The sequence below is a fragment of the Hydrogenophaga sp. L99 genome, assembly GCF_058731905.1.
The window spans coordinates 762,753-788,572 of sequence record NZ_CM178972.1; the positions used below are offsets into that span (position 1 = coordinate 762,753).

28 protein-coding genes are annotated in these 25,820 nt (G+C 62.8%); 23 read left to right on the forward strand and 5 right to left on the reverse strand.

Going from position 1 to position 25,820, the window contains the following annotated elements:
* Nucleotides 1–320 precede the first annotated feature (320 nt).
* Entirely contained in the window at nucleotides 321–1,205 is an 885-nt protein-coding gene (gene galU, locus AC4QBL_RS03690; RefSeq protein WP_472906531.1) for a UTP--glucose-1-phosphate uridylyltransferase GalU, read from the forward strand.
* 244 nt (nucleotides 1,206–1,449) lie between these two features.
* Here galU and AC4QBL_RS03695 read toward each other — a convergent pair whose 3' ends face one another.
* The 5 genes from AC4QBL_RS03695 to AC4QBL_RS03715 form a co-directional block, all read right to left on the reverse strand.
* Nucleotides 1,450–2,109 carry an HAD family hydrolase gene (locus tag AC4QBL_RS03695; protein ID WP_472906532.1) on the reverse strand — a complete coding sequence of 220 codons (660 nt, stop codon included), beginning with the start codon at nucleotides 2,107–2,109 and terminating at the stop codon, nucleotides 1,450–1,452.
* A gap of 17 nt (nucleotides 2,110–2,126) precedes the next feature.
* Nucleotides 2,127–2,996 (reverse strand): S-formylglutathione hydrolase, encoded by an 870-nt coding sequence (fghA, locus tag AC4QBL_RS03700; RefSeq protein WP_472906533.1) that lies wholly within the window; start codon nucleotides 2,994–2,996, stop codon nucleotides 2,127–2,129.
* A 133-nt stretch (nucleotides 2,997–3,129) separates the two neighbouring features.
* The gene (locus AC4QBL_RS03705) at nucleotides 3,130–4,236 is read right to left on the reverse strand and encodes an S-(hydroxymethyl)glutathione dehydrogenase/class III alcohol dehydrogenase (protein ID WP_472899506.1); all 1,107 of its coding nucleotides are present in this window, start codon (nucleotides 4,234–4,236) and stop codon (nucleotides 3,130–3,132) included.
* An 80-nt stretch (nucleotides 4,237–4,316) separates the two neighbouring features.
* Nucleotides 4,317–5,117 carry an SAM-dependent methyltransferase gene (locus AC4QBL_RS03710; protein ID WP_472906534.1) on the reverse strand — a complete coding sequence of 267 codons (801 nt, stop codon included), beginning with the start codon at nucleotides 5,115–5,117 and terminating at the stop codon, nucleotides 4,317–4,319.
* On the reverse strand, nucleotides 5,114–5,728 hold the full coding sequence (locus AC4QBL_RS03715; protein WP_472906535.1) for a Maf family nucleotide pyrophosphatase: 615 nt from the start codon (nucleotides 5,726–5,728) through the stop codon (nucleotides 5,114–5,116). Before AC4QBL_RS03715 ends, AC4QBL_RS03710 begins: the two co-directional genes overlap by 4 nt.
* Nucleotides 5,729–5,873: 145 nt before the next feature.
* Between AC4QBL_RS03715 and AC4QBL_RS03720 the strand changes: the two genes are divergently transcribed.
* From AC4QBL_RS03720 to AC4QBL_RS03825, 22 genes are all read left to right on the forward strand, one after another.
* Nucleotides 5,874–6,443 carry a YceD family protein gene (locus tag AC4QBL_RS03720; RefSeq protein WP_472899503.1) on the forward strand — a complete coding sequence of 190 codons (570 nt, stop codon included), beginning with the start codon at nucleotides 5,874–5,876 and terminating at the stop codon, nucleotides 6,441–6,443.
* A gap of 86 nt (nucleotides 6,444–6,529) precedes the next feature.
* Nucleotides 6,530–6,913: a Rieske (2Fe-2S) protein gene (locus tag AC4QBL_RS03725; protein ID WP_472906536.1), complete on the forward strand. Its 384-nt coding sequence runs from the start codon at nucleotides 6,530–6,532 to the stop codon at nucleotides 6,911–6,913.
* Nucleotides 6,914–6,925: 12 nt separating this feature from the next.
* Complete coding sequence (locus AC4QBL_RS03730) at nucleotides 6,926–7,897, forward strand: S49 family peptidase (RefSeq protein WP_472906537.1); 972 nt, start codon at nucleotides 6,926–6,928, stop codon at nucleotides 7,895–7,897.
* A 199-nt stretch (nucleotides 7,898–8,096) separates the two neighbouring features.
* Nucleotides 8,097–8,279, forward strand: a complete 183-nt coding sequence (gene rpmF / locus AC4QBL_RS03735; protein WP_019575026.1) for a 50S ribosomal protein L32 — start codon at nucleotides 8,097–8,099, stop codon at nucleotides 8,277–8,279.
* Between the two features lie 134 nt (nucleotides 8,280–8,413).
* On the forward strand, nucleotides 8,414–9,475 hold the full coding sequence (gene plsX / locus AC4QBL_RS03740; RefSeq protein ID WP_472899500.1) for a phosphate acyltransferase PlsX: 1,062 nt from the start codon (nucleotides 8,414–8,416) through the stop codon (nucleotides 9,473–9,475).
* Nucleotides 9,476–9,493: 18 nt separating this feature from the next.
* Entirely contained in the window at nucleotides 9,494–10,471 is a 978-nt protein-coding gene (locus AC4QBL_RS03745) for a beta-ketoacyl-ACP synthase III (protein WP_472906538.1), read from the forward strand.
* 58 nt (nucleotides 10,472–10,529) lie between these two features.
* Nucleotides 10,530–11,480, forward strand: a complete 951-nt coding sequence (gene fabD / locus AC4QBL_RS03750) for an ACP S-malonyltransferase (RefSeq protein ID WP_472906539.1) — start codon at nucleotides 10,530–10,532, stop codon at nucleotides 11,478–11,480.
* 16 nt (nucleotides 11,481–11,496) lie between these two features.
* Entirely contained in the window at nucleotides 11,497–12,258 is a 762-nt protein-coding gene (gene fabG, locus AC4QBL_RS03755) for a 3-oxoacyl-ACP reductase FabG (protein ID WP_472906540.1), read from the forward strand.
* 120 nt (nucleotides 12,259–12,378) lie between these two features.
* On the forward strand, nucleotides 12,379–12,618 hold the full coding sequence (gene acpP / locus AC4QBL_RS03760; protein WP_304823557.1) for an acyl carrier protein: 240 nt from the start codon (nucleotides 12,379–12,381) through the stop codon (nucleotides 12,616–12,618).
* Nucleotides 12,619–12,711: 93 nt separating this feature from the next.
* Nucleotides 12,712–13,956, forward strand: a complete 1,245-nt coding sequence (fabF, locus tag AC4QBL_RS03765; RefSeq protein WP_472899496.1) for a beta-ketoacyl-ACP synthase II — start codon at nucleotides 12,712–12,714, stop codon at nucleotides 13,954–13,956.
* 35 nt (nucleotides 13,957–13,991) lie between these two features.
* On the forward strand, nucleotides 13,992–14,489 hold the full coding sequence (locus AC4QBL_RS03770) for a hypothetical protein (protein ID WP_472906541.1): 498 nt from the start codon (nucleotides 13,992–13,994) through the stop codon (nucleotides 14,487–14,489).
* An 81-nt stretch (nucleotides 14,490–14,570) separates the two neighbouring features.
* Nucleotides 14,571–15,212, forward strand: coding sequence for an RNA polymerase sigma factor RpoE (gene rpoE / locus AC4QBL_RS03775; protein ID WP_472899494.1), 642 nt, complete (start codon nucleotides 14,571–14,573; stop codon nucleotides 15,210–15,212).
* Nucleotides 15,213–15,270: 58 nt separating this feature from the next.
* Nucleotides 15,271–16,002 carry a sigma-E factor negative regulatory protein gene (locus AC4QBL_RS03780; RefSeq protein WP_472899493.1) on the forward strand — a complete coding sequence of 244 codons (732 nt, stop codon included), beginning with the start codon at nucleotides 15,271–15,273 and terminating at the stop codon, nucleotides 16,000–16,002.
* 48 nt (nucleotides 16,003–16,050) lie between these two features.
* On the forward strand, nucleotides 16,051–17,088 hold the full coding sequence (locus AC4QBL_RS03785; protein ID WP_472906542.1) for a MucB/RseB C-terminal domain-containing protein: 1,038 nt from the start codon (nucleotides 16,051–16,053) through the stop codon (nucleotides 17,086–17,088).
* 81 nt (nucleotides 17,089–17,169) lie between these two features.
* The gene (locus tag AC4QBL_RS03790) at nucleotides 17,170–18,672 is read left to right on the forward strand and encodes a Do family serine endopeptidase (protein ID WP_472899491.1); all 1,503 of its coding nucleotides are present in this window, start codon (nucleotides 17,170–17,172) and stop codon (nucleotides 18,670–18,672) included.
* 520 nt (nucleotides 18,673–19,192) lie between these two features.
* A complete protein-coding gene (gene lepA / locus AC4QBL_RS03795) occupies nucleotides 19,193–21,001 on the forward strand; it encodes a translation elongation factor 4 (RefSeq protein WP_472899490.1) in 1,809 nt (602 codons plus the stop codon).
* A complete protein-coding gene (lepB, locus tag AC4QBL_RS03800) occupies nucleotides 21,001–21,978 on the forward strand; it encodes a signal peptidase I (RefSeq protein ID WP_472899489.1) in 978 nt (325 codons plus the stop codon). Before lepA ends, lepB begins: the two co-directional genes overlap by 1 nt.
* Nucleotides 21,979–22,016: 38 nt before the next feature.
* Nucleotides 22,017–22,364: a DUF4845 domain-containing protein gene (locus AC4QBL_RS03805; RefSeq protein ID WP_472899488.1), complete on the forward strand. Its 348-nt coding sequence runs from the start codon at nucleotides 22,017–22,019 to the stop codon at nucleotides 22,362–22,364.
* A gap of 43 nt (nucleotides 22,365–22,407) precedes the next feature.
* Complete coding sequence (rnc, locus tag AC4QBL_RS03810) at nucleotides 22,408–23,088, forward strand: ribonuclease III (RefSeq protein ID WP_472906543.1); 681 nt, start codon at nucleotides 22,408–22,410, stop codon at nucleotides 23,086–23,088.
* A gap of 89 nt (nucleotides 23,089–23,177) precedes the next feature.
* A complete protein-coding gene (gene era / locus AC4QBL_RS03815) occupies nucleotides 23,178–24,236 on the forward strand; it encodes a GTPase Era (RefSeq protein ID WP_472906544.1) in 1,059 nt (352 codons plus the stop codon).
* Nucleotides 24,236–25,048: a DNA repair protein RecO gene (gene recO / locus AC4QBL_RS03820; protein ID WP_472906545.1), complete on the forward strand. Its 813-nt coding sequence runs from the start codon at nucleotides 24,236–24,238 to the stop codon at nucleotides 25,046–25,048. The genes era and recO overlap by 1 nt, the downstream gene beginning before the upstream one ends.
* Entirely contained in the window at nucleotides 25,045–25,815 is a 771-nt protein-coding gene (locus AC4QBL_RS03825; RefSeq protein WP_472906546.1) for a pyridoxine 5'-phosphate synthase, read from the forward strand. Before recO ends, AC4QBL_RS03825 begins: the two co-directional genes overlap by 4 nt.
* Nucleotides 25,816–25,820 lie beyond the last annotated feature (5 nt).

A 25,820-nucleotide genomic window follows, 5' to 3' on the forward strand; every position in this document is an offset into this window, starting at 1 on the left:
TGGGCTCTTTCAGGTGAAAAACGAGGGCTGGCGCGTGGGCGCTTCTGTGCGCGGTCGCGGTTTTTTGGTGTGGCCCTCTTCTCCCTGAATCCGAGGCTTCTTGCCTTCGCCGAACCGCTCATTATGTCAGGTGCATCTTTGGATGTACTTCGAGGGTTTGTAACAGGCAGACTGCTGTGCGCACAGTGACCGCTTTTGTGCATTGCAGGCAACGCAGGGTTGCCCGCGCGCGCGAAGCCAGCTGGCCTGCGGCGCTGGCTGCGACGTGCCCTTTATGATCGCCAGCACGTCACAACACAACCATGGGAGTGGAACCAGATATGCATATTAAGAAAGCAGTGTTTCCAGTAGGCGGTATGGGCACCCGCTTTTTGCCAGCCACCAAGGCCATACCCAAAGAGATGCTGCCGGTGGTGGACAAGCCGCTCATTCAGTACGCGGTGGAAGAGGCTTACGCGGCCGGCATTCGCGAGATGATTTTCGTCACCGGTCGCCACAAGCGGGCCATTGAAGACCACTTTGACACGGCCTACGAGCTGGAAGCCGAGCTGGAAGCGGGCAACAAGCGCGCGCTGCTGGAGCTGGTGCATTCCATCAAGCCGGACGACATGGACTGTGTGTATGTGCGCCAGCCGCGCGCGCTGGGCCTGGGCCATGCGGTGCTGTGCGCTGAGCGGCTGGTGGGCAACGAGCCGTTTGCGGTGTTGCTGGCCGACGACTTGATGATGGGCCACAACCAGGCCGCGGGCGGTGCCACGGTGTTGCAGCAAATGGTGCAGGCCTATGAGCGCAGCCCGGGCACGGTGCTGGCGGTGCAAGACGTGCCGCGTGCCGACACGCGACGCTATGGCGTGGTGGACGTGCGCGGTGTGGGCACGCAGCTGGCCGAGGTGTTTGGCATGGTGGAAAAGCCGGCACCCGAGGTGGCGCCGTCCACCTTGGCGGTGGCGGGGCGCTACATCTTGACACCGGCTGTGTTTGAAAGCATTCGCCGCCAACCGCGCGGCGCCGGTGGCGAGATTCAGCTGACCGATGGCATTGCGGCGCTGATTGGCACAGAAAAAGTGCAAGCTTTCCGCTACGAGGGCACGCGCTACGACTGCGGCAGCAAAGAAGGTTTCCTGGAAGCCACCATTGACCTGGCCCTGGCCAACCCGGAACTGCGCGACGCGGTGATGGCGCACATCAAGCGCGTGGCCGGCTGAGCAACAGCCTGCATCGGTTTGGGTCTTAACCCCCTCTCCCGCTTGCTGTCCGCTGCGTCCGTTCGGGCTGAGCTTGCCCTTCGACAGGCTCAGGACGATCGGACTACGCAATCCCGTTCGGGCTGAGCTGGTCAAAGCCCTCACACATCGCTTGCGCTCGCTGCCCTTCGACAGGCTCAGGGTGAACGGGGTTCAAGTTCAAAGTAGTAGGGGTGGATCCACAGCCCAACCTCAGCCCCAAACCTCAAGCGTTGGCGCTGAGCCAAGCGTGCAGCTCTTTCACCGAATGGGCCACGTGCAGGGGCTTCAGCGCATGAAAGGCATCGGGCTCATGGGCACCGTAGCTCACGCCCACGCTGGCACAGCCGGCGTTCAGCGCCATTTGCAGGTCGTGGGTGGTGTCGCCAATCATCAAAGTGCGCTCGGGTTCCACACCAAACTCGGCCATCAGCTCTTCCAGCATGAGCGGGCTGGGCTTGCCGGCGGTTTCGTCGGCGGTGCGCGACGCGTCAAACATGCCCAGCAGCTCGACCGTGCGCAGCACCTCGTTGAGCCCCGTGCGGCTTTTGCCGGTGGCCACGGTGAGCCAGTGCTGCCGGCCCTTGAGCTCGGCCAGCAAGGGCAGCACGCCGTCAAACAGGCTGATGTCGTGCTGGCGGGCGGTGTAGTGGTGGCGGTAGCGCGCGCCCAGCTCGGGGTATTTGTCTTGCGGCACATCGGGCGCCGCATGGGCCAGCGCCTGCATGAGCCCCATGCCAATGACGTAGCTGGCCGATTGGTCAGAAGGCACGGTGCCGCCCACATCGGCCACAGCCGCCTGGATGGCGCGGGTGATGATGGCCGTGGAGTCAAACAGGGTGCCGTCCCAGTCGAAGGCGATGAGGTCGAATTGGCGGGGGCGCATGGTGAGAGGTGCCGTGTTCAAGCGAAAAGTGCCTGCGCGTGGTGCCGCAAATGGTCGTCCACAAAGCTGGCGATGAAGTAATAGCCGTGGTCGTAGCCGGCATGGCGGCGCAGGGTGAGAGGCTGGCCTGCTTGTGCACAGGCGGCTTCAAAGGCTTCGGGGTGCAGTTGCTCGGCCAGAAATTTGTCGGCCAGGCCTTGGTCAACCAAAATGCCGCCGGGGTAGGGCGCGCTGGCTTGCCCGGCCATGAGCCGGCTGGCGTCGTGCGCCGCCCAGGTGGATTCGTCTTGCCCCAGGTACCCGGTAAAGGCTTTGCGGCCCCATGGGCATTGGGTGGGGGCGCAAATGGGAGCCAACGCGGACACGCTGCGAAACACGCCGGGGTGGCGCAGCGCCAGGGTGAGCGCACCGTGGCCACCCATGGAATGGCCAAACAGGCCTTGCTGCTCTGCGTTGAGCTGGAATGCCGCCACCACACCCGGTAGCAACTCTTTCAGCAGGTAGCTTTCCATGCGCCAGTGGCCTGACCAGGGGGCTTGGGTGGCGTCCAGATAAAAACCGGCACCGACGCCAAAGTCCCAATGGTGGTCTTCGCTGTCTACGCCCGCGCCGCGGGGGCTGGTGTCGGGCGTGAGCAGGGCCAGGCCCAGCTGGGCGGCGCTGCGCTGGGCGCCTGCCTTGATGGCAAAGGTTTCTTCGGTGCAGGTGAGCCCGGCCAGAAAGGTGAGCAGCGGCACGCTGTGCCCGGCCAGCGCCTGCGGCGGCAGAAACAGGCCAAAACGCATGGGCAAGCCGGTTTCACGCGAGGCGTGTTTGTAAAACCGCTGCACACCGCCAAAGCAGCCGTGTTCGCTCAGAAGTTCGAGTCGGTCAAATGACGAGTCCATTGGTGGTTCCAGCCTGAATCGTGGTGTGAAGGGAAACTAAACCCAGAACCCAGAACGCCGCGGAACCGGCTGTGCCGGGCCGCCAGCGTTGCCCCTTGAGGGGCGGAGCGAAGCGACGGGGGTGGGCCAAATCCTAAAACTCGATGACGCTGCGAATGGACTCGCCGCGCTTCATCAGCTCAAAGCCTTCGTTGATGTCTTCGAGCTTGAGCTTGTGGGTGATGAGGTCGTCGATGTTGATCTTGCCGTCCATGTACCAGTCCACGATCTTTGGCACGTCGGTGCGGCCACGGGCGCCGCCAAAGGCCGAGCCTTCCCACTTGCGGCCGGTGACGAGCTGGAATGGACGGGTGCTGATCTCGGCGCCGGCTTCGGCCACGCCAATGATGATGCTGCGGCCCCAGCCTTTGTGGGTGCATTCCAGCGCGTCGCGCATCACCTTGGTGTTGCCGATGCATTCAAAGCTGTAGTCGGCGCCGCCGTCGGTCAGCTGCACGATGGCGTCAACCACGTTGGCGTGGTCTTTGGGGTTGATGAAGTGCGTCATGCCGAACTTGCGGGCCATGGCTTCGCGCTCGGGGTTGAGGTCCACGCCAATGATCTTGTCGGCGCCCACCATTTTGGCGCCCTGGATCACGTTGAGGCCAATGCCGCCCAGGCCAAACACGACCACGTTGGCGCCGGCTTCTACCTTGGCGGTGAAGATGACGGCGCCAATGCCGGTGGTGACGCCGCAGCCGATGTAGCAAACCTTGTCGAAAGGCGCGTCTTCGCGGATTTTGGCGAGCGAAATTTCAGCGGCCACGGTGTAGTTGCTGAAGGTGCTGGTGCCCATGTAGTGAAAGATGGGCTGGCCGTCGAGGCTGAAGCGGCTCGTGGCGTCGGGCATGAGGCCTTTGCCTTGTGTGCCGCGAATGAGCTGGCAGAGGTTGGTTTTGCGGCTCAGGCAGAACTTGCACTGGCGGCATTCGGGCGTGTAGAGCGGGATGACGTGGTCGCCTTTTTTGAGCGAGGTCACGCCGGGGCCCACGTCCACCACAATGCCGGCGCCTTCGTGGCCCAGGATGGCGGGGAAGATGCCTTCCGGGTCGGCGCCGCTGAGGGTGTAGTAGTCGGTGTGGCAGATGCCGGTGGCTTTGATTTCAACCAGCACTTCACCGAACTTGGGGCCTTGCAGGTCCACGGTTTCAATGGTGAGGGGCTGGCCTGCTTTCCAGGCGACGGCGGCTTTGGTTTTCATGGTGAGTTCAGTGGTTTTTTAAGAGCGATTCAGAGGTTACCGCACATTGCCGGGCGCATGGGGTGTAGGGTGGTAACAGCTCAGCGGCCCAGCAAAAACACCGCCGGTGCGTCCAGCGGCAAACCGGCCAGCGCGTCTTTGCCGCGCTTCCAGTCGGTTACCAGCGCGCTGCGAACGGTTTGGCCGGGCAGGGTGAGGGCGCAACACACCGCCAGGCGGGTGTGCGGGTGCAGTGTTTGCAGCAGCGCCTGCAGCAGGGCGGTGTTGCGGTAGGGCGTTTCAATAAAAATTTGCGTTTGCCCGGTTTTCAGGGCCAGGGCTTCCAGCTCGCGCAGGCGTTTGCTGCGCTCGGTGGCTTCTTGCGGCACATAGCCCACAAACGCGAAGCTTTGGCCGTTCAAGCCGCTCGCGGCCAGGGCCAGCATGAGCGAGACCGGGCCGGTGAGCGGCACCACGGGCAAACCCATGGCGTGGGCGGCGCGCACGATGGAGCTGCCGGGGTCGGCGATGGCCGGCATGCCGGCTTCGCTCACCAGGCCCATGTCGTGCCCCTGCAGCGCGGGCGCCAGCAGGGCGCGGGCTTGCGCATCGCCTTGGGCTTCGGGCGCATGGTCGCCTTTTTTGTGGGCGGCGCGGGGCAGTTCGGTGATGTGCTGGGATTGCAAGGGCGCGGCCAGGCCGTGGGTGGCTTCCACCCGTTTTAGAAACGCGCGGGTGCTCTTCGCGTTTTCGGTGATCCAGTGGGTGAGGCGGCTGGCGGCGCCCAGGGTTTCGGCCGGCAGCCAATGGCCTGGGGCGGCGGCGGTTTCCTGGCTGACGCCAAAGTCCAGCGGGGTGGGCACGAGGTAGAGCGTGCCGCTCTGGGCGGTGCCGGCGCTCACAGCAGTTGCACGCCAGCGGCGCGGATCATGCGGCAGGTGCGAATGAGCGGCAGGCCCACCAGGGCGGTGGGGTCGTCGTTGTCAATGCGCTCCAGCAGCGCAATGCCCAGGCCTTCGCTTTTGGCGCTGCCGGCGCAGTCGTAGGGTTGCTCGGCGCGCAGGTAGTTTTCAATTTCGGCGTCGCTCAGGTCTCTGAACACCACGCGCACAGCGGCTATTTCGCTTTGTTCAAAACCGGTTTCCAGGCACACCACCGCCAGGGCGGTTTGAAAAATGACGGTTTGCCCGCGCATGCGCTGCAGCTGGGCCACGGCGCGCTCGTGGGTGCCGGGCTTGCCCAGGGGTTCGCCGTGCAGGTCGGCCACCTGGTCGCTGCCAATCACCACCGCGTGCGGGTGGCGCTGGGCCACGTCGCGCGCTTTGGCCAGGGCCAGGCGCAGGGCCAGGGTGGCGGGGTTTTCGCCGGGCCGGGGGGTTTCGTCCACTTGCGGGCTGTCCACGTCAAACGGCACAGCCAGACGGGCGAGCAGTTCGCGCCGGTAGCGCGAGGTGGAGCCCAAGATGAGCGGGCGGGAAAGGGCGGGCGGGGTGTTGGGGCTGTGGGCGGGCATTCCGGTATTCTCCCCGCATTCTTTTACACACGGACTTGCGCAAAAGCGCCATGTCGTTTTTGCAAAGCCTTGCCGTACGGCTTGTAGTGCCCGCGGCTTTGCGCCCAGCCCTGACGGTTTTGCCCAAGTCCGATACACTTTTTCAATGAACCCGAACCCCAAAATGGCATGGAATGCCGACCGCCTGGACATACGGGCTTTTGCCCTGGCTGGCGCCAGCCTGCAGGCCGACGAGCCGCTGACCCGCTTTGCGCGGCTGCTGGAAGAAGCCCACCTGGACGACGACGCCCAGCCGGCCGCGCTGCAAGTGCACTGGCAGGCGCACGGCGAAATGCGCCCCAGCGCCAAAGGTGGCGCGCCCGCCGTGTGGCTGCACCTGGAGGCCCATGCGGCGGTGCCGCTGACGTGCCAGCGTTGCCTGGGCCCGGCCGACACGCCGCTGCTGGTGGACCGCTGGTTTCGTTTTGTGGCCGACGAAGCGGCGGCCGAAGCCGAAGACGACGACTGCGAAGAAGACCTGCTGGCGCTGGAGCCGCGCCCCAACCTGCACGAGCTGCTGGAAGACGAGTTGTTGATGGAGCTGCCGCTGGTGCCCATGCACGACGAGTGCCCGGTGCCCGTGGTGATGCACGCCGCCGACCCGGGGGTGGGCGCTGAAGGTGGCGAGCCTGAGCGCCGCAACCCGTTTGCCGAGCTGGCGCGTTTGAAAAAGTAAGCGGCGGTGGATCTGGCCCGCCGTCGTGGCTTCGCCTTCTCCAGCTTGCGGCGTTTGTAGTCAAACAGCTCAGGTAAAAAGCGCCCATGAACCCAGCAATGCCCGCCGAACCCAGCCACCCCCTGTGCAACAGCCGCGACCTGGCCGATGGTGGCCGGGCGGTTTCATTTGATGTGGTGTACGCCGGCCAGACCTGCCGCGCTTTTGCCGTGCGCTACCGCGGGCAGCCCCACGCCTACCTCAACCGCTGCAGCCATGTGGCGATGGAAATGGACTGGCAGCCCGACCGGTTTTTTGACGACACCGGCCGCTGGCTTTTGTGTGCCACCCACGGCGCCACCTACGAGCCCGACACCGGCGCCTGTGCAGGCGGGCCTTGTCGTGGTGGGCTGGTCAAAATTGAGCTGCTGGAGCACGGCGGCGTGGTGCACTGGCAGTCACAATACAACCTCAAACCTGTGGAATTCTGAGAGCCCTCCAACATGAACGACGACAACCTGGGCTTGCCCACCAGCGCCAGCAACACCCCAGGCTGGGAGCGCGCCACCCTGGAAAAGCTGGTGTTCGCCACCATCAAGGAGCAGCAGGCAGCGCGGCGCTGGAAGATGTTCATGCGGCTGGTCTGGCTCAGCATCTTCGCCGCCATCGCCTGGTTCATCTACAGCGCAGACAAAGTCAGTTCGTCCGTGAGCGCGCCGCACACCGCCGTGATTGAAATTCGGGGTGCCATTGCCTCGGACGCCGAGGCCAGCGCCAGCAACGTGGTGAGTTCATTGATTGCCGCCTTTGAAGACAAGGGCGCCCAGGCGGTCGTGCTGCTGATCGACTCCCCGGGTGGCAGCCCCGTGCAGGCGGGCATCATCAACGACGAAATCACCCGGCTCAAGGCGCTGCACAACAAAAAAGTGTATGCCGTGGTGGAGGAAACCTGCGCCTCGGCCGCGTATTACATAGCCGCCGCCGCAGACGACATTTACGTGGACAAAGCCAGCCTGGTCGGCAGCATCGGCGTGCTGATGGACGGGTTTGGCTTCACCGGCCTGATGGAGAAGCTCGGCATTGAGCGCCGGCTGATGACCGCCGGCGAAAACAAGGCCATGCTCGACCCTTTCAGCCCCCAGGACGAAGAGCAGCGGGTTTATATCCAGACCATGCTCGGTGAAATTCACAACCAGTTCATCACCGTGGTGAAACAAGGCCGCGGGGACCGCTTGAAAGAAACCCCTGAAACCTTCACCGGCCTGGTGTGGAGCGGCCAGCAAGCCGTGGCCCTGGGCCTGGCCGACGGCCTGGGAAGCCTTGACTTTGTGGCCCGTGAAATCGTCAAGGCCGAAGACATCGTGGATTACACCCAGCGCGAAAACCTGGGCCTGCGCCTGGCCAAGCGCTTCGGCGCCAGCGTAGGCGAGGGGGTGTTTTTGGCCGCCAAGGCCGCCGGTGTGCAGCTAAAGTAAGTTCTATTTTTGCTTGACCGCTGGCTTCGGGCTATAATGCTTGGCTTTGCGCTTGTACCCATTTGCACGGTGTGCGGTCGGGTCGGGCGCTTGATGGTTGCTACAGTTGGTTGATTGGGCGTTTTGGCATTTTGGCCACCCATGCATCCACCTTGTTTAGGCCACCCCGTTTCACCCCAACCGATTTCAGGAGCCCACCATGGCCGTTCAGCAAAACAAAAAGTCCCCATCGAAGCGCGGCATGCACCGTTCGCACAACGCGCTGAACGTGCCGGGCATCGCTGTGGAACCCACCACCGGCGAAATCCACCTGCGTCACCACATCAGCCCCAACGGTTTCTACCGTGGCCGCCAGGTGCTGAAAAACAAATCAGAAGCCTAAGTGACGGGCTGCCACAGGCCTCGCCGCGGTGTCGCGCTCGGGGTTTGTAGCTCTATCCAGGCACAGGCCCGCATGATCCATGCGGGCTTTTTTCATTCTTGTGGTGCCCTGAGCGCCTGCACCGGGATGTTGTCATGATCACCATCGCTGTGGATTGCATGGGGGGAGACGTTGGCCCGTCGGTGACGTTGCCAGCCTGTGCGGCCTTTTTGACCAGTCACCCCAAAGCCCAGTTGTTGCTGGTGGGCCAGCCCGCGACTTTTGCGGCCTGGCCTCAGGTGCTCAACAACGTGCGTTGCTCGGTGGTGCCCGCGACCGAGGTCGTCACCATGGACGACCCGGTGGAGGTGGCGCTGCGCCGCAAAAAAGACTCGTCCATGCGGGTGGCCATCACCCAGGTGAAAGACGGCACGGCGCACGCGATGGTGTCGGCCGGCAACACCGGTGCGCTCATGGCGATTGCGCGCTATGTGCTGAAAACGCTGGACGGCATTGACCGCCCCGCCATTGCCACTCAGTTGCCCAACGCCCGCGGTGGTGCCACCACGGTGCTCGACCTGGGCGCCAACGTGGATTGCACGGCCGAACACCTGTTGCAGTTTGCGGTGATGGGCTCGGCGCTGGTGGCCGCTGCGACCGGGCGCAAAGAACCTACGGTGGGGTTGCTCAATGTGGGTGAAGAAGTCATCAAGGGCAGCGAAGTCATCAAGCAAGCGGGTGTTTTGCTGCGAAATGCGGCCAACACCGGCGATCTGAACTTTTTTGGCAACATCGAAGGTGACGATGTTTTCAAAGGCACGACCGACATCGTGGTGTGCGACGGCTTTGTGGGCAATGTGGCCCTGAAAGCCAGCGAGGGCTTGGCCACCATGATCAGCGGCTTCATTCGCGAAGAGTTTTCGCGCAACATTTTTACAAAAATGGCTGCGATCGTGGCCTATCCGGTGCTATCTGCCTTTAAAAAACGGGTGGACCACCGGCGCTACAACGGCGCAGCCTTGCTGGGGCTGCGTGGGCTGGTGTTCAAGAGCCACGGCTCGGCCGACGCGTTTGCATTTGAGCAGGCACTGTGCCGGGCTTATGATGCGGCCCACAACAACTTGCTGGACAACGTGCGGCAACGCATCGCCCATGCAGCCCCGCTGATTGCCGGGAGCGCAGCACCCAGTGAGTTCAAAAGCATTCCGACCATTTAATACAAGCCAGCCCTTCGCATGACACGCTACGCTCGCATCACCGGCACCGGCAGCAGCCTGCCCCCTCAGCGCCTGACCAATGCCGACATGGTGAACATGTTGGCCCGGCGCGGTGTGGAGACCAGCGACGAGTGGATCGTGGAGCGCACCGGCATCAAGGCGCGGCATTTTGTGGCCGACGGTGTGTTTGCCAGCGACCTGGCCGCCGAAGCCTGCCGCCAGGCCATGGCTGCGGCCGGTGTGGAGCCGGCAGACATTGACCTGATCATTGTGGCCACGTCCACACCCGACATGGTGTTCCCGTCGACCGCCGCGATACTGCAGCACAAGCTGGGTATGGCCGGTTGCCCGGTGTTTGACGTGCAGGCGGTGTGCAGCGGTTTCATTTACGCGCTGACCGTGGCCAGCTCGCTGATCCAGACCGGCACCGCCACCAAGGCGCTGGTGGTGGGGGCTGAGGTGTTCAGTCGCATTCTGGACTTCACCGACCGCACCACCTGCGTGCTGTTTGGCGACGGCGCTGGTGCGGTGGTGCTGGAGGTCAGCGACACGCCGGGCATTTTGGCCACCGACATCCACGCCGACGGTAAGCACAGCGGTATTTTGTGCGTGCCCGGCCATGTGTCGGGTGGCAACGTGCTGGGCGACCCGCTGCTAAAAATGGACGGCCAGGCGGTGTTCAAGCTGGCGGTGGGCGTGCTGGAAGACACCGCGCGTGCAGCGCTGGCCAAGGCGGGCAAAACCGCGGCCGACATCGACTGGCTGATTCCCCACCAGGCCAACATCCGCATCATGCAAAGCACCGCCAAAAAGCTGAAGCTGCCCATGGACAAGGTGGTGGTGACAGTGGACCAGCACGGCAACACCTCGGCGGCCTCCATTCCGCTGGCGCTCGACCACGCGGTGCGCGCCGGGCAGGTGAAAAAAGGCGACACGCTCATGCTCGAAGGCGTGGGTGGCGGCTTCACCTGGGGCGCTGTGCTGCTGGACTTCTAAGCCGGTGGGTCAGCTTTTCCAGCGCACGTGTTTCTGTCCATCAAAATTTCAGAACTTCATGAAGAATTTTGCTTTTGTCTTTCCCGGTCAAGGTTCGCAGTCGGTCGGCATGCTCGACGCCTGGGGCGACCACCCCGAGGTGCTGGAAACCTTGAAAGAAGCCTCTGATGCGCTGGGCGAAGACGTGGCCAAGCTGATCAAAGAGGGCCCCAAAGAAGCGCTGGCCCTGACCACCAACACCCAGCCGGTGATGCTGGTGGCGGGCGTGGCCGCCTGGCGGGTGTGGCGGTCCGAAGGCGGCGCGCTGCCAGCCGTGGTGGCGGGGCATTCCCTGGGTGAGTATTCGGCGCTGGTGGCTTCTGGCGTGCTCACGCTGGCGCAAGCGGCGCCTTTGGTGCGCTTTCGTGCCGCGGCCATGCAAGAAGCCGTGCCGGTGGGCACAGGCGCCATGGCCGCCATCTTGGGCATGGACGCGGCGCGTGTGATCGCCGGCTGCGCTGAAGCGCAGGCCACGTTTGGGGCCGGCAGTGCCGAGGTGGTGGAGGCCGTGAACTTCAACGACCCCGCCCAAACCGTGATTGCCGGCAGCAAGGCCGCGGTTGAAAAAGCCTGCGAAATGCTCAAGGCCAGTGGTGCCAAGCGCGCGTTGCCGCTGCCGGTGTCGGCGCCGTTTCATTCCAGCCTGATGAAGCCAGCCGCTGAAAAGCTGAAAGAAAAGCTGGCGAACACCGTGTTGGCCGCGCCCCAGATTCCGGTGGTGAACAACATCGACGTGGCGGTGCAGACCGACGCGGATGCCATTCGCGACGCGTTGGTGCGCCAGGCGTTTGGTCCGGTGCGCTGGGTGGAGTGTGTGGCTGCCATCAAGGCGCATGGCGTGACCACACTGGTCGAATGCGGCCCGGGCAAGGTGCTGGCCGGCATGGTGAAACGCATCGACGCTGAGCTGACCGGCGCAGCCCTTTACGACCCGGCCACGCTGGCTGAAGCGAAGGCCTTGCTGGCCTGACCCACGGAGGACACACATGTCTGAAATCAAATTTGCAGGCCAGGTGGCCTTGGTGACTGGCGCTTCGCGCGGCATTGGCGCGGCCATTGCCCACGAACTGGTGGCGCGCGGCCTGACCGTGATTGGCACGGCCACCAGCGACGAAGGCGCCGCCAAAATTGGCGCGGTGTTGGCGGCGGTGCCCGGTGCGGCTGCGGGCTGCCGTGGCGCCCGGCTGGACGTGAACGACGCCCAGGCGGCCGAGGCGCTGATTGACGAGATTGTGAAAGCCCATGGTGGTTTGCAGGTGCTGGTGAACAACGCCGGCATTACCCGCGACATGCTGGCCATGCGCCTGAAAGACGACGACTGGGACGCCGTGCTCGACACCAACCTGAAAGCGGTGTTTCGCATGAGCCGCGCCGTGATCCGACCCATGATGAAGCAGCGCTACGGCCGCATCATCAGCATCACCAGCGTGGTGGGTGCGTCGGGCAACGCGGGCCAGGCCAACTACGCAGCCGCCAAAGCGGGCGTGGCGGGCATGACGCGGGCACTGGCCCGCGAGCTGGGTAGCCGCAACATCACCGTCAACTGCGTGGCGCCAGGTTTCATTGAAACCGACATGACCGCAGCGCTGCCCGAAGAGCAGCAAAAAGCCTTGCTGGGCCAGATCCCGCTGGGCCATCTGGGCAAGCCTGCCGACATTGCCCACGCGGTGGCCTATCTGGCCAGCCCGCAGGCCGCCTATGTGACGGGGCAAGAACTGCACGTCAACGGCGGCATGTTCATGGCCTGACCGGCCGCGTACAACACCCTGTTTCCAACGCCGCAAAAGCCGTCCGGCGGGCCGTCTAGAGATGCCTCTCTAGGCCGGCTAAAATGACGGTCTGTATTTCAACCACCCTCAGAGGGACTTATGAGCGATATCGAAGCACGTGTTAAGAAAATCATTGCCGAACAACTCGGCGTGGAAGAGGGTCAGGTCACCAGCGAAAAGGCTTTTGTGGCCGATCTGGGCGCCGACTCGCTGGACACGGTTGAACTGGTGATGGCCCTGGAAGACGAATTCGGTATCGAGATCCCGGACGAAGACGCAGAAAAGATCACCACCGTTCAAAACGCCATCGACTACGCGATGGCCCACCAGAAGGCTTAAGCCATCCATGAGCCAACGCATGGTCGCCCCGAGGGGTTTGTTTCCCTTGGGGTGTCTGTGCATTACACGCTGTAAAGAGCGTGGGGGACATCAATGAGCCGACGTCGCGTTGTCGTGACCGGTCTGGGTTGTGTCAGTCCCGTGGGTAACACGGTGTCTGAAGCCTGGGCCAATATTCTTGCCGGCAAGTCCGGCATTGACCTCATCACCCGGTTTGACGCGTCAAATTTCTCCTGCAAGATCGCGGGCGAGGTGAAGGGGTTTGATCTTGAGTCGTACATCACCGCCAAAGAAGCGCGGGCGATGGACTCATTCATTCATTACGGTATCGCCGCAGCCCACCAGGCTGTGGTGGACTCGGGCTTGCCTGTGGGCGATGCCCTGGACGAAGAAACAGCCAACCGCATCGGTTGCATCATCGGTTCGGGCATCGGCGGGTTGCCCATGATCGAAGAAACGCACGCCGAGTATGTGAGCCGCGGCCCGCGCCGCATTTCGCCATTCTTCGTGCCCGCTTCCATCATCAACATGATCGCGGGCCATGTGTCGATGCGGTTTGGCTTCAAGGGGCCCAACCTCGCGGTCGTCACGGCGTGCACCACCGGCCTGCATTGCATTGGCGAGGCTGCGCGCAAGATCGAGTACGGCGACGCCGACGTGATCGTGGCGGGCGGCTCCGAAGCCACCGTGTCGCCTCTGGGTGTGGGTGGCTTTGCGGCCATGCGCGCTTTGTCGACCCGCAACGACGACCCCACCACAGCTTCGCGGCCTTGGGACAAAGACCGCGACGGCTTTGTGTTGGGTGAGGGCGCTGGTGTGATGGTGCTGGAAGAGTACGAGCACGCCAAAGCCCGTGGTGCCAAAATTTATGCCGAGCTTTCGGGTTACGGCATGAGCGCCGACGCAGGCCATATGACGGCGCCCAGCATGGACGGCCCCCGCCGCGCCATGGTGAACGCCTTGCGCAACGCCGGCTTGAACGCCGACCAGGTGGATTACCTGAATGCGCATGGCACGTCCACGCCGCTGGGCGACGTGAACGAAACCCATGCCATCAAGGCCGCTTTGGGTGACCACGCTCAGAAGACCGTGGTGAACTCCACCAAGTCGATGACGGGTCATTTGCTGGGTGGCGCTGGCGGCATCGAGAGCGTGTTTACGGTGCTCGCGGTGCACCACCAAAAGAGCCCGCCGACCATCAACATCTTCAACCAGGACCCGGAATGCGACCTGGACTACTGCGCCAACACCGCGCGGGACATGAAGATTGACGTGGCGATGAAAAACAACTTCGGATTTGGCGGCACGAACGGCACACTGGTTTTCCGGCGCGTCTGACCTGCTCCTGAACAACGCTATTTTCAAAACAGCGCATGCGCAACGCCCCATCGGTGGTCTACCCGGTGGGGCGTTGTGCTTTTTACGCGGGTCTGCTGTGCGTGCTCGCCGGCCTGGGCCTGTTGGTGCTGCTGCGCTGGTGGTGGCCTTGGCTGGACGCAGCGGCCGAAGTGCCTTGGCTGAGCCATGTGGCCGGCGGGCTGGGGGCCGTGCTTTGGCTGGGTTGGGCCGGCTTTGCCTGGCGCAGCTGGTTGCACTCGCCTGTTGGGCAGCTGCAATGGGATGCCCTGGGGCCGCCGGTGAGCAGTGGGCTGCCCAACGGGCCAGCACGCCCCGGGGTGTGGCGCTGGCAACGCGATACCCTGGCCGATGGCGCACCGCTGCAGCAGGTGGAGCGCGTGCTCGACCTGCAAGACCGCATGTTGCTGCGGGTGCGCAATCCCGACGGGGCGCACCGCTGGCTTTGGGTAGAGCGCTCCAGCGATCCCGCCCGCTGGAACGACCTGCGCCGGGCGCTGGTGCGGGTGGCTTGAGGCATTCGGCATGAGCCGAAAAAAGCCCAGGGTGGCGCCTCAGCCATTGACATGGGTCCTGTGGGTTATATTTCCGCGCGCATGACAACTGAAGACCACACCGCCCCGCCGCCGCCCGACAGTGATGTCATGTTGGTTCAAAGAACCCTGGCTGGGGAGTCGCGCGCGTTCGACATGCTGGTCATCAAGTACCAGCGCCGGGTGGAGCGCCTCATTGGCCGGATGGTGCGCGACAGCGACCTGGTGCAGGACATTGCGCAGGAAACCTTCATTCGGGCATACCGGGCTCTGGCCCAGTTTCGGGGCGACGCGCAGTTTTATACCTGGCTGTACCGCATAGCGGTCAACACGGCCAAAAAGCAGCTTATGGAGCTCAAGCGCGACCCCCTGGTTTTTCAGTCGCAAATGAAATCTGCGGACGATGATGAAACTTCCTCGTCCGAACGCGAACTAAATTCCAACGTGGCCGACACCGAGACGCCCGAGGCGGTGTTGGCCAGCAAGGAAATTGCCCAGGCCGTGAATGCGGCCATGGACGCGTTGCCCGAAGAGCTGCGCATGGCGATCACCTTGCGGGAAATGGAGGGCTTGAGCTACGAAGAGATTGCTCAGGCGCTCGATTGCCCCATTGGCACGGTGCGGTCCCGGATTTTCCGGGCACGTGAAGCGATCTCCAGTCGCATCAAGCCGATGCTGGAACGCCAGACGGGAAAACGGTGGTAGTGCCTCGTGGTTCCACGAGCGTGCCCGTCATCGCAGTATCAGATATTTGGAAGTCAACATGAACGCCGCCAACACACACACCGACCTGCAGACAGACGCCTGGGCGGGTACATCTGCACCGGACCTGTCGCACGCCACTTTGCCAGGGCTTGAGCCGGCGAGCGCCTGGTCTGCCTTGGTGGACGGCGAGTTGTCAGATGCCGAGCTTGACCGTTTGCTGGCCGATACAGGGCCAGGCGCTGAGACCCTTGAAGCCTGGCACAGCTACCAGGTGATTGGTGATGTGCTGCGTGCTTCGGCACCCGCGGTGGCGGCCCAAACCCCGCAAGACTTTTTGGCCGGCCTGCATGCGCGGCTGCACGCCGAGAAGCCTTTGGTTCAGCCGTTGCCTGTGCAGCCCACCTTGCCCATGGCACCACCCAATGTGCTGGGCCATGTGCGTGCGCCAGCCGCCAACGACGCGGTGTTTCGCTGGAAAATGGTCGCCGGGCTGGCCTCGCTGGCCGCCGTGATGGCGGTCAGCTGGACGCTGCTGGGCTCTGCGCCGTCGGGTGCGGGTGGTGCTGGTGCGGGCGCTCAGTTGGCCTTGATGGATTCAACCCCGGGGACCATCGCACCGCGGTTGCCGGAAACCACGGCGGTGGTGGTCAACACCCCGCAAGGCGCGGTGATCCGGGATACCCAGCTCGAAGCCCTGATGGCTGAGCACCGCCAGCACGGCGGCATGTCTGCCCTGCAAATGCCTGCAGGTTTCCTGCGCAACGCCACCTACGACGCGACCGGACGCTGAACCGCCATGACGCTTGCCTTGCCTTTGCGTGTTGCTTTGATCGGACCTATGAACGCCTTGGCCCGCTGGCTGCCTGTGACGAAGCCGCAACCGTGGCGCACGGCTGCGCTGGTCGCACTGACGGCCAGCTTCTGGGCGCCGCTGCAGGCGCAAACCACTGCACCCGCCGCCAGCGAGCCGCGCAGTGTGAACGAGTGGCTGATGCGCATGCACGAAGCCTCGCGCCAGCGCGCTTACATGGGTACCTTGGTGGTGTCCGCGGGTTCGTCCATGTCGGCTTCCCGCATCTGGCATGTGTGCGATGGTGAGCAACAAATGGAACGCGTGGACACCCTCACGGGCGCGCCCCGAACCACCATCCGTCGCAACAACGAGGTGATCACGTTCGTGCCCGAAACGAAAAAAGCGTTCGTCGAGAAACGCGAGTCGTTGGGTTTGTTTCCCGAGCTGCTTCGTACGCCGAGCAACGTGATACCCGATTTTTATGCTGTGAGCGAAGCGGGTACCGAGCGTGTGGCGGGTTACCTGGCCGATGTGGTCGAGATTCAGCCCAAAGACGCTCTGCGCTTTGGCTTTCGCATCTGGTCCGAGAAAAAAACCGGCTTGGTGGTGAAGCTGCAAACGCTGGGCGAGCAGGGTGTGGTGCTTGAACAGGTGGCGTTCTCGGAACTGCAGTTGGACGCGCCTGTGAGCATGGGCAAGCTCACGCGCCTGATGAACGACACCAAGGGTTATGACGTGCAGCGACCCGTGCTAAAAAAGACCACCGCCGAGGCAGAGGGCTGGCGCTTGAAAGAGCTAGTGCCCGGTTTTCTGCCCATGAGTTGCCACACCCGCGAGTTGGGCGAGCTGGCTGCAGGTGGTGCCTCTGCACCGATGCAGTGGGTGTTTTCTGACGGGCTGGCCTCGGTGTCACTGTTCGTTGAGCCCTACGACGCGCAGCGCCATGGCAAGGAGAAGGCGGCAGTGTCAGGCGCCACGCATTCCCTGACCCGCCGTGTGGGCGCTTATTGGTTGACCGCCCTCGGTGAGGTGCCCACGGGCACACTGCGGCGTTTTGCCTACGCACTGGAACGAACGCGCTGAGCCCTGCCGGCCGCACTTGTTTCTTTTCGCGGCGGGCCCATCTCCCTATTTTTGTGTTGTCGCCCTTTTTGAAGGATCACCATGACGCTTCGCCATCTTGCCCGTAAGCCTGTTCTTGCCGTTGCGGCAGCAGCGGTGTTGGCCGCTGGCGGCACCGCCGCGCTGTTGTTGCCCCAGACCTTGTCTGCACAAACCCCGGTTGTGCCGGTCGCACCCAGTGTGCGTGGGTTGCCCGACTTCACCGACCTGGTGGATCTGGTGGGGCCTTCGGTGGTCAACATCCGTACTCTGGAGCGTGCCACTGCGCGGGCCGAACCCGGCTCAGGAGCCGACGAGCAGATGCTGGAATTTTTTCGGCGCTTTGGTATTCCGGTGCCACCCGGTGTGACGCCACGAGGCCCGCGCCCTGACCGGGGTCCGTCTGAGGAGGCTCAGCCGCGTGGCGTGGGTTCTGGTTTCATCCTCAGCGCCGACGGGCTGATCATGACCAACGCCCATGTGGTGGAAGGGGCTGACGAACTGATCGTGACCCTGCCTGACAAGCGCGAATTCAAAGCCACCGTGGTGGGTGCTGACAAGCGCACCGACGTGGCTGTGGTGAAGATTGACGCCACCGGACTGAGCGCTGTGAAGATTGGGGATGTGAACCGCCTGCGCGTGGGCGAATGGGTGATGGCCATTGGCTCGCCGTTCGGTCTGGAAAACACCGTGACCGCCGGCATCGTGAGCGCCAAGAAGCGCGACACCGGTGACTTTCTCCCGTTCATCCAGACCGATGTGGCGATCAACCCCGGTAACTCGGGCGGGCCTTTGATCAACATGCGCGGCGAAGTGGTGGGCATCAACAGCCAGATTTACTCGCGTTCTGGCGGTTTTCAGGGCATTTCGTTCGCCATTCCGATCGACGAGGCGGTGCGCGTGTCGGATCAGATCCGCACCTCAGGCCGCGTCACGCGGGGGCGCATCGGTGTGCAGATTGACCAGGTCAGCAAAGAGGTGGCCGAGTCGATCGGGCTGGGTCAGCCTAAAGGCGCGCTGGTGCGGGGCGTCGAGCCCAACTCGCCGGCGGCCAAGGCGGGCGTGGAGCCGGGCGACATCATTCTGAAATTCGACGGCAAAGAGATTGACAAGTCGGTGGACCTGCCGCGCCTGGTGGGCAACACCAAGCCTGGCAACAAAAGCTCTATGACGGTGTTTCGCCGGGGCAGCCAGCGCGAGTTGTCTGTGACCGTGGCCGAGCTGGAACCGGAACAGCCGCAAGTTCGCGCTGCTGCTCCAGAAGCACCCAAGCCCCAGGCAGCAGGCGCAGCCAAGGCACTGGGCCTGACGCTGGCCGACCTCAATGCGGCGCAGAAGAAGGAACTGGGCCTCAAAGGCGGCGTGCGGGTTGTGGCTACTGAAGGTCCCGCGGCGCGGGCCGGTCTTCGCGAGGGCGATGTGATTGTGGCCATCGCTAATGCCGACACTTCCGACGTCAAGGAGCTGGAAGCCGCCTTGACCAAGCTGGACAAAACCCGCCCGGTCAATGTGCTCTTTCGCCGTGGCGAGTGGGCGCAATATGCGGTGATCCGTCCCGGACGCTGAGGCGGTTGCACGTCTGCGTGGTATCTCAATAACCCCCCGTTTCTTCAGGAATGGGTGGTTCATTGCTGCGTTGGTGTTCGCGCCACAGTCAAGTTTCTACCCACTTTGGCGAACCCATAGTCCTCTGCGTTAGTGGACGCTAACATTGGTGGCGATGCTGTTGTCCGAATTCGATAAAATCAGGCCGGTATGGGCTGCATTGGTGGCCTGCGTTGGCTGTTTTGTTCACGATGTGGAAAGCGAGCGCTGTAGGTAGCGGTCTTCCACAAACGGCCCACAGCTTGTTCATCTTTCCTGTGAATGTGTTGTGGATAAGTTTCGTGTTGCTGCGCTGCAACAATCGGGTTCTCGGGTGTCGGGGGTGTGCATTCCAGGCTTTTTGCCTACAATGAAACCCCAACTATCGCAGTTGCCCTTGATTGTTGGTTATGGGCGCGTCAACAGCTGACGCGCCCTTTTTTATGGCCTCCCAGCACCCGATGGTGCGGGGAGGTTTTTCTGTGTTTGAGCTGGTTTCTTGATGAATCACATCCGCAATTTTTCGATCATCGCGCACATCGATCATGGCAAGTCCACCTTGGCCGATCGCATCATTTCACTCTGCGGCGGGCTGTCAGACCGTGAGATGAGCGAGCAGGTGCTCGACTCCATGGACATCGAGAAAGAGCGGGGCATCACCATCAAGGCACAGACCGCTGCGCTCAAATACAAGGCCCGCGATGGCCAGGTTTACAACCTGAACCTGATCGACACCCCCGGTCACGTGGACTTCTCTTACGAGGTGAGCCGTTCGCTGTCGGCCTGCGAAGGCGCGCTGCTGGTGGTGGACGCCAGCCAAGGCGTGGAGGCACAGACCGTGGCCAACTGCTACACCGCGCTCGACCTTGGTGTGGAGGTGGTGCCGGTGCTCAACAAGATGGATCTGCCCAACGCGGATCCAGACAATGCGAAGGCCGAGATCGAAGATGTCATCGGCATTGACGCGACCGATGCGATTCCGTGTTCAGCCAAGAGCGGCATGGGCGTGGAAGACATTCTGGAAGCTGTGGTGGCCCGCATTCCGGCGCCCAAAGGCAACCCCGATGCACCGTTGCGCGCCATGATCGTGGACAGCTGGTACGACGCCTACGTGGGCGTGGTGATGCTGGTGCGTGTGGTCGACGGGCGCCTGCTCAAGGGCGAGCGCTTCAAGATGATGGCCACGAACACGGTCTACAACGCGGACAACCTGGGTGTGTTCACGCCAGGCAATGAGCCACGCGACTCGTTGAATGCGGGTGAGGTGGGCTACATCATTGCTGGCATCAAGGAACTGCAGGCGGCCAAGGTGGGTGACACCATCACGCTGGAGAAAAAGCTGCCCAACAACCTCGGCCCCGCCACTGAGGCGCTGCCCGGCTTCAAGGAAGTGCAGCCGCAGGTGTTTGCCGGGCTGTACCCCACCGAAGCCAACCAGTACGACGGCTTGCGCGATGCGCTGGAGAAACTCAAGCTCAACGACGCCGCGCTGATGTACGAACCCGAAGTGTCGCAAGCACTGGGTTTTGGGTTCCGCTGCGGTTTCCTGGGCTTGCTGCACATGGAGATCGTGCAGGAACGTCTGGAGCGCGAGTTTGATCAGGACCTCATCACGACCGCGCCCAGCGTGGTTTACCAGGTGGTCAAACCCGACGGCGAAGTGGTCATGGTGGAGAACCCGTCCAAGATGCCGGACCAAGGCCGCATGGAAGAGATCCGTGAGCCCATCGTGACCGTGCATCTGTACATGCCGCAGGAATATGTGGGTGCCGTCATGACGCTGGCCAACCAGAAGCGCGGCATGCAGCTCAACATGTCGTACCACGGCAAGCAGGTGATGCTCACCTACGACATGCCGCTGGGCGAGATCGTGCTGGACTTCTTCGACAAGCTCAAGTCGGTCAGCCGTGGCTATGCGTCCATGGACTACGAGTTCAAGGAATACCGCCCAGCCGATGTGGTGAAGGTCGACATTCTGCTCAACGGCGAAAAGGTGGACGCTTTATCGATCATCGTGCACCGTTCGCAGTCGCAATACCGTGGGCGTGCGGTCGTGGCCAAGATGCGCGAGATCATCAGCCGGCAGATGTTTGACGTGGCGATTCAGGCGGCCATTGGTGGCAATGTGATCGCGCGTGAAACCATCAAGGCGCTGCGCAAAAACGTGCTGGCAAAATGCTACGGCGGCGACATCAGCCGCAAGCGCAAGCTCCTTGAGAAACAAAAAGCAGGCAAGAAACGCATGAAACAAATCGGTTCAGTGGAAGTGCCCCAGGAAGCCTTTCTGGCCATTTTGCAGGTGCAAGACTGATGCAGGCGGTGATGAGCACGATCACGGCAGTGGTGCTGGCGGCCATCGCAGGCTACGCGGGTGCCTGGTACATGGGCGTGGTGGAGAGCAGCTTTGCGGTGTTGCTGATGCTCGCCACCGTGGTGACGGGCATTTATTGGTTTCTGGAAAAACTGGTGTTTTGGCCCCAGCGCAAACGCGCCGCCCAAACGCTGCTGGACGAGCACAACACGCGCAAGGCGGCGTTGCTCAAACAGGGTTTCAGCAACATCGAAGGTGATGTGGAGCCCGCACGCCAAAAGCTGCTGATGCAGCCCTGGTGGCTGGACTGGACTGCGGGCCTGTTCCCGGTGATCTTGGCGGTGTTTGTGCTGCGCTCGTTCATGTTCGAGCCGTTCAAGATTCCGTCGGGCTCCATGATCCCGACCCTGCGCGTGGGCGACCTGATTTTGGTCAACAAATACCACTACGGCATTCGCCTGCCGGTGTTTCACACGAAACTGGTGGCCAACAACGATCCGCAACGCGGTGACGTGATGGTGTTCCGTTACCCGCCGCAACCGAGCCTGGACTACATCAAGCGCGTCATTGGCGTGCCGGGTGACGAAGTGGCTTACTTGAACAAGGAGCTCTCGGTCAACGGCAAACCCGTGCCCCGCGCTGCGCAGCCCGAGTTCTTTGATGGCGATTCCATGCGCTACGCGCGCCAATTCCGCGAAACGCTGGACGCCCGAAGCTACAACACGCTCAACGACGACGATCGTCCGGCGTTCATTCCCGGCACCACCGATTTTCCGAACAAGGACGCGTGCCGCTACACCGTCGAGGGCGTGGTGTGCAAGGTGCCTGAAGGCCACTATTTCATGATGGGCGACAATCGGGACAACTCGCTGGACTCGCGGTACTGGGGCTTTGTGCCCGAAGCCAATATCGTTGGCAAGGCTTTTTTTGTCTGGATGAATTTTGGTGATCTGGGGCGCATTGGCTCGTTCGAATGAACCGCTGTTGTACCCCGTCTTTCTGGAGCGAATAAAACATGAAACTGAAACAGCAACAACGCGGCCTGACCTTCATGGGCTTGCTCATTGTGGGTATCTTGCTGGCATTCACGGGCGTGATCGTGGCGCAGGTGGTTCCGACCTATATCGAATACACCGCTGTGCAAAAAGCCGTGCAAAAAGCCTCCGCTGGCACCACGGTCACCGAGGTGCGCAGCATTTTTGACAAAGCAGCCCAGATCGACGACATCAACACCATTTCGGGCAAAGACCTGGAAGTGGGTAAAGAGGGCGACCGCGTGGTGGTTTCGTTTGCCTACAGCCGTGAAATTCACCTGGCTGGCCCGGCTTACCTCACCATGAAATACGAAGGCCGCTCCAAGTGATGGGCAAGCGCGCTTGCGTGTGCCTGCACGGAGACCAGTTGCCTTGAATCCGGAATTGCTGACGCTGCAACAGCGTTTGAAACACAGTTTTGCCAATCCGCGCCTGCTTGAGCGGGCCGTCACGCACCGCAGTTTCACTTCAGACCACAACGAGCGCTTGGAGTTTCTGGGCGACTCGGTGCTCAACCTGGCCGTTTCAGGCTTGCTGTTTGAGAAATTGAGCCAGTTGCCTGAGGGCGATTTGTCGCGTGTGCGGGCCAACCTGGTGAAGCAAGAAACGCTGTTCCAGATCGCCAGCACGCTGGGCCTCGCCACCTGCTTGCGCCTGGGTGACGGCGAGAAACGCTCGGGTGGCCACAAGCGGCCATCCATATTGGCCGATGCGCTTGAAGCGATCATCGGTGCCGTGTATCTGGATGCCGGCTTTGAGGTGGCTGCTGCGCTGGTGCACCGCCTGTACAGCGGCGTCGAACTCAACGCGCAGATGAGCGCCATGGGCAAAGACCCCAAGACCGAATTGCAGGAGTGGCTGCAGGGGCGCAAAATGAAGCTGCCGGTGTACCGGGTGGTGGCCACGTTGGGTGAAGCGCACAAGCAAACCTTCGATGTCGAGTGCACGATCTCTGAAACTGGCCGCAGCGAGCGAGGCATCGGCGCCTCGCGCCGTGCCGGTGAACAGGCCGCCGCCGCCGCGATGTTGCAGCACCTGATGGCAGGCGCTTAGTTAGCACCGCCCAATAGGCGCACGGTCGGTGCGCCAACGTCAACGCCACGTTTTTCCATTTACTCGCCCCGTCCCGCACACAAGAACCCATGTCCCGAAAACCTGCTTCCCCGAACCCCGCTTCTTCGCCCGCTGCTCCTGTGGCCAATCCCGAGCTGGATGCCATGCTGGCGCGGGCGCTGCGCAAGGCAGACGTCGCTGCGCCAGCGGACATGGAACCTGACGCCCAAACGAACGAAGTGCCCGAGGTGGAAGTGATTGATCCGGCGGCGCAGCACTGTGGCTATGTGGCCATTGTGGGCAAGCCCAACGTGGGTAAGTCCACGCTGCTGAACGCGCTGGTGGGACAAAAGGTCAGCATCACGTCGCGCAAGGCGCAAACCACGCGCCACCGCATCACCGGATACCGCACGGTGGGGCCCAACCAGTTTGTGTTTGTGGACACCCCAGGCTTTCAGACCCGCCACGGCAACGCCCTGAACCGGGCTTTGAACAAAACGGTGCTGGGCGCCGTGGCCGATGTGGACCTGATTTTGTTTGTGGTAGAGGCCGGCAACTTCAACCTGGCCGATGCCAAGGTGCTCGACCTGCTGCCGCGCAACATCCCGGTGGTGCTGCTGGCGAACAAGTTTGACCTGGTGCACCGCCGCGGCGATTTGGCGCCCTGGTTGCGTTCCATGCAGGAGCGCCACCCGTTTGCCGAATTTGTGCCGATGACGGCCAAGAACGCCCGGGACATTCAGCGTCTGTTTGGCATTTGTGCGCCTTACCTGCCACAGCAACCGTGGATGCACGACCCCGAAGAGCTCACCGACCGCAGCGAGCGCTTCATGGCCAGCGAAATGGTGCGCGAAAAGCTGTTTCGCCTGACAGGTGACGAACTGCCCTACACCTCGACCGTCATCATCGACAAGTTCGAGCAAGAAGGCCAGCTCAAGCGAATCGCAGCCACCATCGTGGTGGAGCGTGAGGGCCACAAAGGCATGGTCATTGGTGACAAGGGTGAAAAACTCAAGCGCATCGGCACCGAAGCCCGCCAGGAGCTGGAAAAGCTGTGGGACTGCAAGGTGTTTCTGGAGCTGTGGGTGAAGGTGCGTTCGGGTTGGGCGGACGACGATGCACGTGTGCGCTCGTTTGGTTATGAGTGATGGCCACGCGCCGGTTTTCTGACGAGCCTGCGTTTGTCCTGCACCGCTACGACTGGAGCGAGTCGAGCCTGATTCTGGAGGTTTTCACCCGCAAGCAGGGTCGCATTGCGCTGGTGGCCAAGGGTGTGAAGCGCCCCACGTCGCAGTTTCGCCCGGTGCTCTTGCCGCTGCAGCCGCTGCAGCTCAGCTGGGGCGGTGACGCTGAAGTGCGCACCCTCAAGGCAGCCCAATGGCAGGGCGGGCATGTGATGCCCACCGGCGAAGCCTTGTTGTCGGGTAGCTACCTGAACGAATTGCTCATGCGCCTGCTGGCGCGAGACGACGCGCACCCGGCCTTGTTTGAGCATTACCGGTTTGCCGTGCAATTGCTGGCAGAGCGCGCTGACGCGCAACAGCTGATTTTGCGCACCTTTGAATTGCTGCTGCTGCGCGACGTGGGCTTGCTGCCCGACCTGGCCCGCGAGGGCGGCACCCTGGCTCAACTAGACCCGCAGGGCCTGTATGTGCTGGCGCCCGAGCATGGCCTGCGCCGGGCCCATGGTGACGACAGCCACCCGCTCACCGGTGCGCAGTGCCTGGACCTGCAAACCGCGCTGGACGACCCGGCGCCGTTCATGAGCACGCTGCGCGCCTGCGCGCCCAGCCTGCAAGCCCTGCGGCCGCAACTGCGCCACCTGCTGCACTACCATAGCGGTGTGCGGGTGTTCAAAACCCGCCAGTTGATGCTGGATGTGCAGGCCATGTCCCGGCCGCGTTACCCAGAGGTATCGCCAGCACCACCCGCCACCGCAACCCAACCCACCACACCATGACCGCGGTTTCCGACCCCCACACCCTGCACACGGCGCTGTCCGTCAACCTCAACAAGGTGGCGCTGGTGCGCAACACGCGCCACCTGGGCATTCCATCTGTGACGCGCGCGGCCACGCTGTGCCTGCAGGCCGGTGCAGCGGGCATCACAGTGCACCCGCGTCCGGATGAGCGCCACATTCGTGGCCACGACGTGTATGAGCTGGCCGAGTTGCTCAAGGCCTGGCCCGACCGCGAATACAACATTGAAGGCAACCCTTTTCACAACCTCATGGGGTTTGTGGCCGCCGTGCGGCCCCAGCAGGTGACCTTTGTGCCCGATTCCGAAGGCCAGTTCACCAGCGACCACGGCTGGAACTTCCCCGCCGATGCCGACCGTTTGCGTCCCTTGATTGCCCAAGCCCAGGCCCTGGGTGCGCGGGTGAGCTTGTTCATGGACGCTGACCCAGCCGCCATGGCGGCTGCCAAGGCGGTGGGTGCTGACCGGGTGGAGCTTTACACCGAGCCTTATGCGGCGTCCTGGAGCACCCCCCAACGCGCTGAACAACTGGAGCGTTTTCGTGCGGCGGCCCAGGCTGCGCTGGACGCTGGACTGGGCGTCAACGCGGGTCACGACCTCAACCGGGACAACCTCACAGCATTTCTGCGCACCGTGCCCGGTGTGCGCGAGGTGTCTATTGGCCACGCGCTGATTGCCGATGCGCTGGAGATGGGCTACGGCGCCACCGTGGCCGCTTACAAGCACTGCATCGCCGACGCCTTCGCCTGAACCGT